General features: G+C 35.5%; 11 protein-coding genes. 7 read left to right on the top strand and 4 right to left on the bottom strand.

What is annotated here, in order from left to right; all coding sequences use genetic code 11:
• Nucleotides 1-104 precede the first annotated feature (104 nt).
• The gene (gene topA, locus OOK99_RS02700) at nucleotides 105-2,555 is read right to left on the bottom strand and encodes a type I DNA topoisomerase (RefSeq protein ID WP_264720108.1); all 2,451 of its coding nucleotides are present in this window, start codon (nucleotides 2,553-2,555) and stop codon (nucleotides 105-107) included.
• Between the two features lie 735 nt (nucleotides 2,556-3,290).
• Here topA and OOK99_RS02695 point away from each other — a divergent pair.
• Nucleotides 3,291-4,562, top strand: a complete 1,272-nt coding sequence (locus tag OOK99_RS02695; protein ID WP_143689067.1) for an MFS transporter — start codon at nucleotides 3,291-3,293, stop codon at nucleotides 4,560-4,562.
• 66 nt (nucleotides 4,563-4,628) lie between these two features.
• Complete coding sequence (gene radA / locus OOK99_RS02690; RefSeq protein ID WP_264720107.1) at nucleotides 4,629-5,972, top strand: DNA repair protein RadA; 1,344 nt, start codon at nucleotides 4,629-4,631, stop codon at nucleotides 5,970-5,972.
• A 1,028-nt stretch (nucleotides 5,973-7,000) separates the two neighbouring features.
• On the opposite strand, the gene ftsY is transcribed toward radA, so the two are convergent.
• Nucleotides 7,001-7,912, bottom strand: a complete 912-nt coding sequence (ftsY, locus tag OOK99_RS02685; protein ID WP_264720106.1) for a signal recognition particle-docking protein FtsY — start codon at nucleotides 7,910-7,912, stop codon at nucleotides 7,001-7,003.
• Between the two features lie 177 nt (nucleotides 7,913-8,089).
• On the opposite strand from ftsY, the gene iscU reads away from it, so the two are divergent.
• From iscU to OOK99_RS02665, 4 genes are read left to right on the top strand one after another with little or no spacing between them, the layout of a single operon-like run.
• On the top strand, nucleotides 8,090-8,473 hold the full coding sequence (iscU, locus tag OOK99_RS02680; RefSeq protein WP_007302620.1) for a Fe-S cluster assembly scaffold IscU: 384 nt from the start codon (nucleotides 8,090-8,092) through the stop codon (nucleotides 8,471-8,473).
• Between the two features lie 5 nt (nucleotides 8,474-8,478).
• Nucleotides 8,479-8,865, top strand: a complete 387-nt coding sequence (locus OOK99_RS02675) for a HesB/IscA family protein (protein ID WP_006012614.1) — start codon at nucleotides 8,479-8,481, stop codon at nucleotides 8,863-8,865.
• Nucleotides 8,858-9,316: an iron-sulfur cluster co-chaperone HscB C-terminal domain-containing protein gene (locus OOK99_RS02670; protein WP_264330518.1), complete on the top strand. Its 459-nt coding sequence runs from the start codon at nucleotides 8,858-8,860 to the stop codon at nucleotides 9,314-9,316. Before OOK99_RS02675 ends, OOK99_RS02670 begins: the two co-directional genes overlap by 8 nt.
• The gene (locus OOK99_RS02665; protein ID WP_264720103.1) at nucleotides 9,294-11,189 is read left to right on the top strand and encodes an Hsp70 family protein; all 1,896 of its coding nucleotides are present in this window, start codon (nucleotides 9,294-9,296) and stop codon (nucleotides 11,187-11,189) included. The genes OOK99_RS02670 and OOK99_RS02665 overlap by 23 nt, the downstream gene beginning before the upstream one ends.
• Nucleotides 11,190-11,192: 3 nt before the next feature.
• Here the strand turns inward: OOK99_RS02665 and lepB are convergent, their stop codons facing one another.
• Nucleotides 11,193-11,978, bottom strand: coding sequence for a signal peptidase I (gene lepB, locus OOK99_RS02660; protein WP_264720102.1), 786 nt, complete (start codon nucleotides 11,976-11,978; stop codon nucleotides 11,193-11,195).
• Between the two features lie 199 nt (nucleotides 11,979-12,177).
• On the opposite strand from lepB, the gene OOK99_RS02655 reads away from it, so the two are divergent.
• On the top strand, nucleotides 12,178-12,534 hold the full coding sequence (locus OOK99_RS02655; protein ID WP_007302624.1) for a TrbC/VirB2 family protein: 357 nt from the start codon (nucleotides 12,178-12,180) through the stop codon (nucleotides 12,532-12,534).
• Nucleotides 12,535-12,536: 2 nt separating this feature from the next.
• On the opposite strand, the gene OOK99_RS02650 is transcribed toward OOK99_RS02655, so the two are convergent.
• Nucleotides 12,537-13,535, bottom strand: a complete 999-nt coding sequence (locus OOK99_RS02650) for a pyruvate dehydrogenase complex E1 component subunit beta (RefSeq protein ID WP_264720101.1) — start codon at nucleotides 13,533-13,535, stop codon at nucleotides 12,537-12,539.
• Between the last annotated feature and the right edge of the window lie 387 nt (nucleotides 13,536-13,922).

Here is a 13,922-nt window from a genome sequence, read left to right as displayed (position 1 = left end):
CTACTCGGATCAACCATTTTTTTTTGGTCTAGTTTATGGGTGCATTATAGTTCCAGCGTGTAGCGCTGGAACAACAATAAAAAGCATATGGTTATGCAAGAAGTCTACTTTTTATTCTTAATTAACTCTAAAGCCTTCTTCAGATCTATACTTTCAATATCTGCATTCTTGCCCAACGCAACGTTTGTTTTACCGCATTTTATATAGAATCCGTACCTACCGTTGCAGATAAAAACTTCTTTTCCCTTTTCATTAAAACCAAGAGATTTTAGCTCTTTGCGTGGGCTGCTCTCAATAATTTGTATAGCTTCGTTTAATTGTGTGTCTAATACCTCCTTAGAGCTTTTTTTAAGAGAAAAGTATCGACCATCATAGAGAATATAGTACCCAAATCGTCCAAGACCTATTTTTACTTCTTTTCCAGTTTCAGGGTGCTCTCCGATTATTTTCGGCAGGGAAAGTAATCGAGTGGCGGTATTTAGATCAATATCATTAACATTTATATCTTTTGGTACAGAAATCTTTTTTTTCTTTTCTGACTCACTATTAAACTCCAGATAAAGTCCAAAAGGACCTTTTTTGATCATTACCTCTTGGCCTGTCACATCATCTATACCCAAACTTTTTGGATATTCTGAATTGTCATTACTGCCCGTAATTTCTTTTGTATGGTTGCATTCAGGATAGTTAGAACATCCAAGAAACACACCGGCTTTTCCAAAATTTAATTTCAATATACCACCAGAGCAATTAGGACATTTTTTACCTATTTCTTCCTTTCCTTCCTCTGAGCAAAACCAATTGACTACCAAATCATGAATACCACTAAAAATCTCATCATGTGTCATTTGCTTAACAGAATTTACATGATTAAAAAATGGCACCCAAAAATAGCCTAGTTCTTTTTTCCAATCTGCATGTCCATTTGAGATTGAATCAAGCCTTTCTTCCATTTGTGCTGTAAAGTCATACTCTACACAACGCTGAAAAAAAGTTTCTAAAAATATAGTAACGATTTTACCGCGGCTGCTTGGAATAAATCTTTTGTTATCCAATGAAACATACTCACGATCTTGTAATACTGAAATAATTGTTGCATAAGTTGACGGGCGACCTATACCGATTTCTTCCATTTTTTTAACGATACTTGCTTCACTATAACGAGGTGGCGGTTGAGTGAAATGCTGTTTTGGCTCAACTGAAATCAGCTTACATGCTTCCCCTTCCTTCATGGCAGGTAGCAGGACTTCATTTTCGGCTTCCATGTTATCTTGATAGACTTTATAAAAACCATCAAAGAATATACTTGATCCACTTGCCCGCAGAATCACTTTCTGGTCAATAGAACTAATTTCAACTACCACTTGATCAAGAATCGCCGATTCCATTTGACTTGCAATGGTTCTTTTCCAGATTAAATCGTACAATTTAAATTGCTCTGGCGTTAAGTAATCCTTAATACTACCCGGCGTTCTATTAATATCAGTTGGCCGGATTGCTTCATGTGCTTCTTGAGCATTTTTGACCTTTTTTACATATTTACGAGGAGACTGCGGTAAATATTTATCACCATATAACGACTTAATTGACCCTCTAATTGAGTTTATAGCCTCATCTGCAATATGAAACCCATCTGTACGCATGTAAGTTATCAACCCTACGATTTCACCACCAATATTGATACCTTCATATAAATTTTGCGCTACTCGCATAACATTTTTCACATTAAAATACAGTTTATTCACTGCATCTTGCTGAAGACTTGAGGTGATAAATGGAGGAAGCGGGTTTCTCTTAACTTGCTTGCGTTCTACTGTGCTTACAGCATACTGCCTTGACTCGATCTCCCTGACTAAGTTCTTTGCCTCTTCTTCATTTTTAATATCAAATTTTTCTAGCTTCTTATTGTCATAGTGACTCAGCATAGCAAAAAAAGCCTCATATTTGCTATTTTGCATTTCTGCCTTTATGCTCCAATACTCCTGTGTTATAAACTTACTGATTTCATCCTCTCGTTCGCATATAAGCTTTAATGCAACAGACTGCACTCGCCCTGCAGATTTGCTTCCCGACAATTTTGTCCACAGCAGCGGTGACAAGCTAAATCCAACTAGATAATCCAAAGCTCTGCGTGCTTGCTGTGCACGCACTAAGTCCATATTAATTTCACGTGGATTTTTTATAGCTTCTTGCACTGCTCTTTTTGTTATTTCGTTAAAGACTACTCTATGAATGTTGCTTTCATCATTGATTGCTTTTCTTTCCTTTAGTGCCTCTATCACATTCCAAGCTATTGCTTCCCCTTCTCTGTCTGGATCTGTTGCAAGGTATATATCTGATGTTTTACTAGCTTCCTTGACTAACTCTTTTACATACTTTTCTGCTTTTTCAATAATCTCATACTTCATGGCAAAGTCATTATCAGGATCAACAGAACCATTCTTCGCTGGCAGATCTCTGACGTGGCCAAAGGATGCAGCCACTTTAAATTCTTTACTCAAATATTTACCTATCGTCTTTGCCTTTGCCGGCGACTCAACTATCAATAATGCCATAATTATTAGTACTTAAAGGTAATATGTTGAAATATATAGAATAAAAAGTAAAAAAATATTTTAATGGTCTTCTCAGTTTTTTAAGTGAATTGTTTTAATGTTAACAAAAAACCTAATGAAAGAGCCTACTTTACAAATTTCCCCAACTTCCTTACCATAAGGATAACGCTATACTATTTATCTTCGTCTGTGGAGATTAAACGACAAAAGCATAACGCAGTTGTCGTCTTATTTTTAATTTTTTGCACTATGTGCATCTTATTTCTTTACAAAACTTCCAGTTTTTTAACCATATAAGCTGAAACGGGCTGTTTAAGACAGGCCAATTTTCAGGATTAGAGCTAGCTAATAGGGGGTTTCTTTTGTCTTTTTTCTACTTGGTAAATTTCTTGATATTTGTAGCTAAAGTAATTTAAGAGAGGTGTCATCCCAGTGCTCCGACACTGGGATCCATTTTTCCATCATCAGAAACGTTGATTACTTTTATACTCGTAAATTTAACTGGATCCCAGTGTCGGAGCACTGGGATGACAAGAAAAGGAGTACTGGAATGACAAGAAGGACATTCCACCATGTCATTCCAGCGCATGACCAGATTTTCTTATTTGATCCCAGAATGGCTGGTTATGCAAGTTCCAATTTTAATAATATTTACATGTAAGCCATACGCTTGAGTTGCAAAGTTCTAAAAAGCAGCCAAAATAAAAATAAGTAGACATTTACAAATTAAACTAAGTGTACAATCAACAAACAAGAGTATTGATTGCAACAATACTCTGTAGAATCGCAATATGGTATGACCATATGCTCTTTATTGATCTGGTTAATATAATTAGTAGAGAATTTTGTTATGCAAAAGATATCTACTACAGCATATTGCAATTGTTTGGAATTGCAGGACTGGGCGCTATGGTAAGACCACTTGGTGCATTCGTATTTGGTCACATTGGTGATAGGTATGGAAGGAGAATGGCGTTAACGATTGCTATCTTGCTAATATCGATTCCTTCTAGTCTCGTTGCGTTTATTCCAAGTTATAGTAAAATAGGAATAACCTCTACTATGTTGCTTCTTACAATCCATCTGATACAAGGGGTTGCACTTGGCGCTGAGCAAGGAGGTAGCTCTGTTTATCTCATAGAGCATTTACCTAATAAGAAAAAACTAGGAATGTTTTTTGGAATAATAAGTTTTGGTCGCTCCATTGGCATATTGCTCTCTGTCGTTGCAGTGATCATCTGTAAAAAAACCACTGATTTTAACGCTTGGGGTTGGAGGCTGCCGTTTATTTTTTCAGCCATTTTAGGATTAATAAGCGCATGTAGTATATATACACTAGGAGAAACTCCAGCGTATGAAAAAAATCGAGAACAAAGAAATTTACCTAATGTACCAATAATAGAGCTTACAAAACGCTATAAAAGAGCCCTGATACTTGCCATTTTAATATCTGTACCTGTTAATGTTGCTGTTGGATTTACCATATTTCTTAGAACAATTGCAAAAGAAATAGTGTCTGTTGAAACTTATGTAACAACGTATGTCAACGAAGTTGTACTCATTATAACCAGTATATTAATGCCGATATCTTCAATAGTGCTTGGAATTTTAGCTGATAAAACAGGAAGAGAACGCACTGCAATCTTATTTATAGTGATAACAATGGTAATATGTTGTCCTATGTTATCTATTGCATATTACTATAAAAGCTACCTAATAATTATGTTGAGTGTGATGGCTCTTTCTATAATCGAGAGGGGTATTAATCCTATAGGGATAGTTACTGCTGAGCTTTTTCCTACTAATGTTAGATTTAGTGGTGTGAGTTTATCACGTAACATTTCTTATGCCCTGCATGGTGGATTTACTCCTATGATATGCACTTGGTTTACTATAATGTTTCCTAAAATAGACTTTGCTGCTGGGCTTTATGTAATTTTTTGCTTATTAGTCAGCTTAGTAGCAATATTGCAAATAAAACCACAAGATAAAAAGTGTGATTGGTAATTTTCTCTATTTAAATTTATTTCACTTATTTAGCTAATTTTTATTACAATTATAATTTTGGCTTTTATGAAAACTGCATACGTATGTCAATTCTGCGGTCATAGCACTGGAAGGTGGGTAGGAAGGTGTATTGCATGTGACAGTTGGGATACGGTTGTCGAAGAAATAGTACTAAAAACAGAAACGAGAAGTACATCTGCACCAATTTCAATAAAAGCGTTATCAGATAGTGAAATTATTACCCCCGATCGTTTTTTAACAGGAATAGAAGAGTTAGATAGAGTTTTTGGTGGAGGTATCGTTCAAGGTGCTAGCATTTTAATTGGTGGTGAACCTGGAATTGGAAAATCTACTCTTTTGCTTAGGATTGCAGCTAATGTTGTACAACTTTCCTCTTTTGAATGTCTTTATGTATCTGGCGAGGAATCTTTAGAGCAAGTGAGCCTCAGAGCAAAGCGTCTTAAGATAAATGAACCTAAAATTAAGCTTTTATCTACAGTATCTTTAACTGATGTAGTAGCAACAATAAGGAAAAATAAAAGTATTAAGTTCTTGATAATTGATTCTATACAAACTATGTATGATAGCAAAGTCACATCAGCACCAGGAACTGTAACTCAAGTCCGTACCTGCGCTCATGAATTGACTGTTCTTGCAAAGCAATATGGTGTTTCTCTCTTAATAGTTGGCCATATAACGAAAGATGGACAAATAGCGGGACCTAAAACCCTGGAGCATATGGTAGATACAGTACTATATTTTGAGGGTGAAAATAGTAATCAATATCGCATTTTACGTACTATTAAAAATAGATTTGGCCCTGCAAATGAAATTGGTGTTTTTGAGATGTCTAAAGCAGGACTCATGCCTGTTGATAATCCATCATCATTATTCTTGACCGTACATGATAGAGAAGTAGTTGGCAGCGCCGTATTTGCAGGAGTTGAAGGCTCAAGACCAATCTTAATGGAAGTGCAAGCATTAATAGCAAGGACTAATATGGCAACTCCAAGAAGAGCAGTAGTTGGTTGGGATATTAATAGATTAGCTATGATAATCGCGGTTCTAAGTGCTCGTTGTAAAATGTTTTTGCATGATAAAGAAGTATACCTAAACATTGCGGGAGGACTCAAAATACAGGAACCATCAGCTGATCTTGCTGTTGCTGCTTCCCTTATTTCAAGTTTAGTAAATTTACCGCTACTAACTTCTTCAATAATCTGCGGTGAAGTTGCACTTTCAGGAGAAATTAGAAATGTTTCGCATGCTGATCTCAGACTAAGGGAAGCACAAAAGTTAGGATTTAAAAAAGCGATTATGCCTAAAAATGGCAATTATTCTTCTCATGATATTGAGATAATTAAGCTTGGTCATATAAAAGAGTTAAAAGAGGTCTTCAATCACAATTAAATATTATCTGCATGAACATTTTGCTTGTGGGAAGGATGTCATCCCAGCTTCCATAATGTCATCTGAGTAGGTGACATAGGCTTCTTTTTTTCTGGATTCCAGTGTCAAGCACTGGAATGACACCATCATACCTGTTGGAGTATGTATGTAGCCTTATCTCACACTCCTGTCATGCCAGTGCCCAGACACTGGCATCCAGTCTTTTCGTCATCAAAAACATTGTAAAGTGTTTAGCTGGATTCCAGTTTCACGCACTGACCATTTGCTGTTTTTACTCATAACTACCTTGTCTGGACGAATACGAAAACAAGTAGCTAATTATCGCATAAAAAAAAGAAGATGTAGAATATCTTCTTTTTTGTGATTAAAGATACATTAAATCTTGATTGTGTATTTCCTCTGCTATAAGCAATAATTTTTCGCTCTCATCAAAGAGACTTTTTGCGCTAGCTGCTAATTTCTCACTAATTTGTGGTAGACATTGTCATAATATACTCCTTAAATTTTTAAAATATATTTATGTTGGTATACAAGTATCAATATTACATTAATATAGTAACTTTTTAGGCATGAGTGACAAGCTGAAGTGGTTTTTAATTACTCAAAAAACAGAAACGTTTCTATTTCCTACACTTTCTAAAACCATAGGTACCAGTTGGTTTTTAGCTAAAGTAAAGGTCAAGTATCTGGAATTCTGGACATAAAATCCTCCTGTGTAAAAAAGAGTTAGAAAAAAAATGCAGTGCACATACGACAGATATACACTGAAGAATACATTTTTTAATAAGTTTGATTAAAAAGTCTGCAGACTAAAGATAGATTTTGAGCTCTTAAAATATCTCTATTTGTAATTATAATGAGATTGAAAATATGCGGAAGTAATTTTTATACGTTAACGGCTCACCCAACCCACTTGCAATCTGGATCCCAGACTGGGATGGCAAGAAAAGGCTACTCGGATAGGAAGTACTGGAATGACACCATCTAAAAATTGAAGCTTGGTCATATGAAAAAGTTAAAGGAAATCTTCAATCACATTTAAACAGCGCTTCAGCAAACTCTTTGCCAGTAAATTCCCTCAGTTCTTCTATACTTTCACCAATTCCTATAGCGTGTAATTTCACCTTATAAGCTTCTGCAAGCCCAATCACTACTCCACCTTTGGCAGTACCATCTAGCTTTGTTACAATTAACCCGGTAACACCAACCATTTTACTAAAGGCCTCTAATTGGCTATAAGCATTTTGGCCAGTAGTTCCATCAAGAACTAAAATAACATCATGAGGAGCAGTATCATCCAATTTCTTTATCGTTCTATGTATTTTTGACAGCTCTTGCATGAGATTTACATTGTTTTGTAGCCTTCCTGCTGTATCAATTAAAACAACATCAACGCTATCTTTTATCGCTTGACTTACAGCTCTATATGCCACACTTGCAGAATCGCTACCGTGCTCTCCAGTAACAATAGAGCAATCAGAACGTTCTGCCCAAATATTTAATTGCTCACTCGCAGCAGCTCTGAATGTGTCGCACGCAACAAGCATAACGGATTTCCCTTTTTCCTTATATTTATAGGCAAGTTTACCTATAGTTGTAGTTTTTCCATTACCATTCACTCCGCACACCATTATTATGTGTGGTTTTTTATTCAAAATGAGCGGCTGCACTACAGGGTTTAATATCGACTCTATTTCGCTCATTAACTGCTGTGTGATAACGCTATGCTCAACTTCTGATTCAAATTTGATACTTGCGAGCTTATCAATAAGCAATCTAGAAGTTTTATGACCTATATCCATGCTAATCAGCAGCTCTTCCAGATCATCTAAAAGCGACTGATCTAATTTTTTTTTGCCAGAAAAAATATTTTTTACTCCATCACTAAAACGGGAGGAGGTTTTTAATAGTCCTTGATAAAGATTACTGAATAAACTCAAGAAATACTCCTTCTAAAATTACCATATAAAGAATGACATGCACTATATGTATTTGTAAAGTAAATACACTCGTAACCTATATATTTTGTGAGTAAAATGTACTGCTTGCTAGTGTATTTTACTTTAGTTTTTAACCTAAATATGTTATAATGTAAGTAATGGTTTACGGGTAGTTCTATGAGTTATAATGAGAAAATTTTAGATCATTACGAAAATCCAAGGAATGTTGGTTCTCTGGATAAAAATGATCCAAATGTTGGTACTGGTTTAGTTGGTGCACCATCATGCGGAGATGTAATGAAACTGCAAATAAAGGTCAACGATAAAGGTGTTATTGAAGACGCAAAATTTAAAACTTTTGGTTGTGGTTCTGCTATAGCTTCAAGTTCTTTGCTTACAGAAATGATCAAAGGAAAAACTATTGAGAATGTAACAAAGATAAAGAATACTCAAATAGTGGAAGAATTGTCTTTGCCGCCAGTAAAGATACACTGTTCAGTACTTGCTGAGGATGCTATAAAAGCTGCTATTCATGATTATCAAAATAAACAAAAACATTGAGGAATATGAGTGAATTTCAAGGAGTAAATTCTGTTAAAAAACCTATCACTCTAACTGCAAATGCAGTAGAGAGGGTAAGGTTTTTATTGGACAAAAAGAAGCATGCTAACCTTGAAGAAGCAATAGGAATAAGAGTTCTAATTAAGCAAAAAGGATGCTCTGGTTTAAAATATGATATTGAGTATGCATATGATGTTCGTCCTTTGGAGTCGGTAATTGAAGAAAGCTGCAGTGATGATCAAAAAGTCAAGGTGCTGATCGATCCAAAATCTATCATGTTTATCCTTGGCTCTGAAATGGATTATGTAGAGGAAAAATTCTCATCAGGTTTTATTTTCAAAAATCCTAATGAGAAAGGAAAATGTGGTTGTGGAGAGAGTTTTCATGTCTAGCAACCATTTCACATTATTTGGAATTGAACCGGCTTTTAACATCAGCTTTGATGAGCTGGAGAAAAAATATATTGAGCTAAGCAAAACTGATATAAATGAAAGAGAGTCCAAAAATATGGAAAATATCAACAAAGCTTATCAGGTACTGAAGTCACCGCTAAAGCGTGCCGAACATTTGTTGGATCTTTTTGACGTAAAAAGCAAAAAAGAGCATCTTGATCCTGAAATATTAAATGAATCAATGGAAATAAGAGAATACTTTCTAGACTGCGATGATTTACAATTTGCAAGTAGGATGATTGATGAAAAGGTAAAAGATTGTACTAAAAACCTAATTAATGCTTTTGCTACAAAAAATTTTGATGAAGCTGCTACGCAAGTTTTTAGATTGAGATATTTATATAAGTCATTTGAGGAGATGAAGGAAAATGCGGCCAGTTCAAATTTCTGAACCAGGTTCAAATGAGGTAGTTTTTGGTATAGATCTTGGAACTACTAACTCTTTAATTGCCATGGTAAATAAAGCTGGCAACGTAGAAATATTTAAAGATGAGCAAGGTCGTGAACTATTACCTTCTGTCATTTCATATGAAAAGGATGTACTAAAAGTAGGCTACGATGTTGGCGAAAACGCTATCTGCTCTATAAAACGCTTAATGGGTAAAAGTGTTAAAGATTTGCATAAAGAAGGTATCAATTGTGAAATAGATAACGAAAGTGAAAAAGTTATTAGGGTAAAATGCTCAGAAGAAAAGTATCTCACTCCTATTGAGATCTCTGCTGAGATACTAAAAACTCTATGCAAGAGGGTAAAAAAATTCACAGGGATGAAAGTTAACAAAGCAGTGATTACTGTACCAGCTTATTTTGATGATTCAGCACGTAACGCAACCAAATATGCAGCAAAATTAGCTGGCATAGATGTTCTTCGCCTCATTAATGAACCAACCGCTGCAGCACTTTCTTACTCCATTGAAAAGAACAATAACAGTGGCATATATGCAGTTTATGACCTCGGTGGTGGAACATTTGACATTTCAATATTAAAATTACATCAAGGAGTGTTTCAAGTTCTTGCAGTTGGTGGTAATACTAAACTTGGTGGTGATGATTTTGATCATCTACTTAGTTTAATCGTGCTTGAAAAGTATAGAGAACAGGTAGGTTTAAATAAAAAATGCTCTAGTGTCATCCCAGTGCTCCGACACTGGGATCCAGAAAGTTTGATTGCAAGTGAACACACCAGAAAGTTATATAATAAGAACTGGATTCCAGTGTCAAGCACTGCACCATCTGATACAACTACCTACAAATTACAACATTCATACACTAAAACTGGTATCTGCAATATACGTGCTATAAAAGAGTACCTAAGTGAAGATACCTCTGGCACTTTTGAATTCAGCATCAATGGTGAATTATTTAAGTGCAAAATTACCAAAGAAGAATTCGAGCAAGCAATCAGTCCTTTGGTTAATAAGACTATAAATATAGTTACTCGTACTATAAGCAACATAGATCTTAAAATCGATGATATAAAAGGGGTAATTTTAGTTGGTGGCGCAACTAGAGTGCCATTAGTGCAAAATTCACTAATCAAACTCTTTGGCAATAAAGTGCTGAATGATGTGGATCCGGACAAAGCAGTTGCCAATGGGGCAGCTTTGCAGGCTCATTATTTAACTTCAAACTCAAAAGATAGGAATATTCTCCTTGATGTGCTGCCTTTATCACTTGGCATAGAAACTATGGGGGGAATAGTTGAAAAAATTATACCAAGAAATACACCACTACCAGTTTCAGAAATAAAAGAGTTTACAACTTACGCTAACGGGCAAACAGCAATGAAAATTCACGTTTGTCAAGGAGAACGTGAAATGATAGAAGATAATAAATCTCTAGCACGATTTGAACTCAAAGGTATACCAAAATTGCCTGCAGGTTCTGCAAAAGTTGAAATAGGATTTACAGTTAGCATTGATGGAATATTGACTGTCACTGCAAGAGAAAAAACTACTGGAGTCGAACAGACAGTTGAAATAAATTCAAGCTCTGGCTTAAGTGAAGAAGATATTCAAGATATGGTCAATCAGTCAGTAAGTAACTTTAATGAAGACATGAAGGCTCGTTCCCTTGCAGAGGCTAAAATTAACGGTAACAAGCTCATACATCTAGTTGAAAATGTTTCCACTGAGCAAAAGTTAAAAATTTTACTACAGAACGCAAAAGACGCTTTACAGGAAAATGACTTAAACAACATTAATAATGCTATCGCTGAGTTAGAAAATTCTGCTTTAGAATTATGCGAATCATCAGACAGATAGAATTTACACAACTTTGTGCAGTATCCTGTCAAATCTCAGGGCAACAGGTAATCTAAAGTTAAATGGTAACCAATCAACTTTGCTTAATTTAAACGATAAACCAACCATGTTCACGCGTCCAATTATATTTTCCGCTGGTATGAACCCAATTTCAGGAAATCTACTATCAAAAGAATTATTTCTATTGTCTCCCATCACAAAAAATTGATCATCAGGTACATAATAAACTGGAGTGTTATGTGATAGCTTATTGGATGCATTGTCTATTAAAATCTCATGTTCCTTACCGCTCGGAAGTGTTTCTATGTATCTTGTTATATCACGCTTTGACTCATAATCAAAAAAACTTTCAATTTGCCGCCACTCTACTTTTTGATCATTTAGGTACAATTCTCCCTCTATCATTTGCACTTTATCGCCAGGTATTCCTATTACCCGCTTAACAAATCTAATGCTATCATTTCTTGTAGGTTTGAAAACTATTACATCACCACGCTCTGGAGGGGTATAAAAAATTCTGCCGCTAAAGATGTTTGGAGAAAACGGGAAAGAGTGTTTACTGTAACCATATGAATATTTACTAGTAAAAATGTAGTCCCCCTCAAGTAGAGTGCTTTTCATTGAACCAGAAGGAATATGAAATGGCTCAAATAAGAGACTGCGTATTGATAGAGCAATCAGCAGCAAAAAAAACAGTGAAGATAAAAACTTTCTCGTTCTTGCTATCCGGTTCTCTCTCAACTCTTTCAATTTTATTTTCTTTATAAATTTAAACTTATCATAACACATAAAAGTGGTAATGTGAAATTTTACTCATAAGTGTTATTGTTCTTTTTCGAAAGTCGAAATAAGTTCTCAAGTAATTGGCAATGATTGACAACCAATAGACATCGTTTGCTATGTAATATTGTATAAATCACAATGCTAGTTTTACTGAAAATTATACTATTTTAGATATAATTATAATATTTAAACTTAAGGTATAGGGATGAACCCTACAATTAGAAAGGTTTTTTGTATTCTACTTATAGTATTATTTATTTCTTTTTCTCATGTTGGAAGTGCTGCTAACTCTAATGACGATACAACTGCTCAAGTAATATGTAATATTATTGGCTACGTTTGGGGAATAGGTGGACCGCTTATGACCGTAGTGATAATAGGAGCAGCTTTACTTGCAATATTTGGTAGAATGCCGTGGCCTGCTCTTTTCGCCCTCGGTGTATTTTGCGCTGTGTTTTTTGGCGCTAAAACTATTGTCATAAAAGTAATGGGTGGTATAAACTCTACAAATGCCTCTTTTATGGAAGAATGTGGAACGGGAGATAAAAAAAAGAGTCAATAGGACTATTTCTTTCTAAAGCAGACTTGGTGCACAGCTTCAACTATATCTTCCACTTGTGGTAATGCTTTCTTTTCTAGGTTTGCAGCATAAGGTAAGGGGACATCCTTGCCGGTTACCCGTACAACTGGAGCATCAAGATAGTCAAATCCTTGTTCCATAACCACAGCCGAGAGCTCTGCACCTATTCCTGCAAATGGCCAACCCTCTTCTACACTGACCAATCTATTAGTTTTTTTAATAGAATTAATAACAGTTTCAGTGTCAAGTGGCCTTAGGGTTCTAAGATCAATAACTTCAGCTTCTATGCCTTTACCAGAGAGTAAATCTGCTGCATCTAACGCATCCATTAATTTCAATGAGAAAGCAGTAATAGTTACATCCTTTCCTTCCCGTATAACAGCGGCTTTGCCTATCTCAAGTAGATAATCTTTATTTGATAGCTCAGAATCAGGAATCTCATGTTCATGCCCATAAGCAATCTCGTTTTCTAGAAATATTACTGGATTCGGATCACGAATTGCAGCTTTAAGCAGACCTCTGCAATCGGAGGCAAAATAAGGTGCTATTACTTTTAACCCTGGTACGTGCGAATACCAAGATGCAAAGCATTGAGAGTGTTGTGCTGCAACTCTTGCTGCAGCGCCATTTGGTCCACGAAACACTATAGGGCATCCAAGTTGTCCACCTGACATATAATTTGTTTTTGCTGCGGAATTCACAATTTGGTCAATAGCCTGCATAGAAAAATTAAAAGTCATAAACTCAACAATAGGTTTGAGCCCAGCAAACGCTGCTCCAACAGCAAGACCAGCAAATCCATGTTCGGTAATAGGTGTATCAACTACCCTATTTTCTCCGAACTCTTTCAGTAATCCTTTTGTTACTTTATAAGCACCATCATACTCTGCAACTTCTTCACCCATGATAAATATATCAGGGTCATTTTGCATTTCTTCTCTGATCGCTGTGCATAAAGCTTCTCTTACACTTAAGATTGCCATTTGTAAACCTGTAGATTTCAACTGAAATAACTATATCAAAATTACCAGGAAGCGCACAAGTTAAGTTTTACAAGCATCATGTTGCATTGAGCATTGAATACTTACTTCTTTTAATTCAGTAGGTTGCGGTGATAGTGCGTATGTAACTCCACCGACTATCAATGAAGACATCACAGAAGTTGCAATCATCAATAGAATTGGTAATTGGAAGGCTATACTAAAGGCAACACCTACTGTCAACATGATTGCAAAGTTTACAGAAGCAATTTTTAAGAAAGACAGTTGTCTTTTTTCTGTTTTTTCTAGTAATACTTTATTTGCTTTGGTTTTGCTTAATTCACTATTAAGTGTTGTATTCTCGTTTTCCAGATCTTTTATTTTTTGCTT

This window comes from Wolbachia endosymbiont (group B) of Eucosma cana (genome assembly GCF_947250645.1).
Lineage (GTDB): Bacteria > Pseudomonadota > Alphaproteobacteria > Rickettsiales > Anaplasmataceae > Wolbachia.
This window is presented reverse-complemented; position numbering and strand designations above follow the sequence as displayed.

What these genes read in the sequence shown, in the direction of transcription:
- topA (WP_264720108.1), bottom strand. Translation starts at nt 2,555, where the DNA reads ATGGCATTATTGATAGTTGAGTCGCCGGCAAAGGCAAAGACGATAGGT.
- radA (WP_264720107.1), top strand. Translation starts at nt 4,629, where the DNA reads ATGAAAACTGCATACGTATGTCAATTCTGCGGTCATAGCACTGGAAGG.
- iscU (WP_007302620.1), top strand. Translation starts at nt 8,090, where the DNA reads ATGAGTTATAATGAGAAAATTTTAGATCATTACGAAAATCCAAGGAAT.
- OOK99_RS02675 (WP_006012614.1), top strand. Translation starts at nt 8,479, where the DNA reads ATGAGTGAATTTCAAGGAGTAAATTCTGTTAAAAAACCTATCACTCTA.
- OOK99_RS02670 (WP_264330518.1), top strand. Translation starts at nt 8,858, where the DNA reads ATGTCTAGCAACCATTTCACATTATTTGGAATTGAACCGGCTTTTAAC.
- OOK99_RS02665 (WP_264720103.1), top strand. Translation starts at nt 9,294, where the DNA reads ATGCGGCCAGTTCAAATTTCTGAACCAGGTTCAAATGAGGTAGTTTTT.
- lepB (WP_264720102.1), bottom strand. Translation starts at nt 11,978, where the DNA reads ATGTGTTATGATAAGTTTAAATTTATAAAGAAAATAAAATTGAAAGAG.
- OOK99_RS02655 (WP_007302624.1), top strand. Translation starts at nt 12,178, where the DNA reads ATGAACCCTACAATTAGAAAGGTTTTTTGTATTCTACTTATAGTATTA.
- OOK99_RS02650 (WP_264720101.1), bottom strand. Translation starts at nt 13,535, where the DNA reads ATGGCAATCTTAAGTGTAAGAGAAGCTTTATGCACAGCGATCAGAGAA.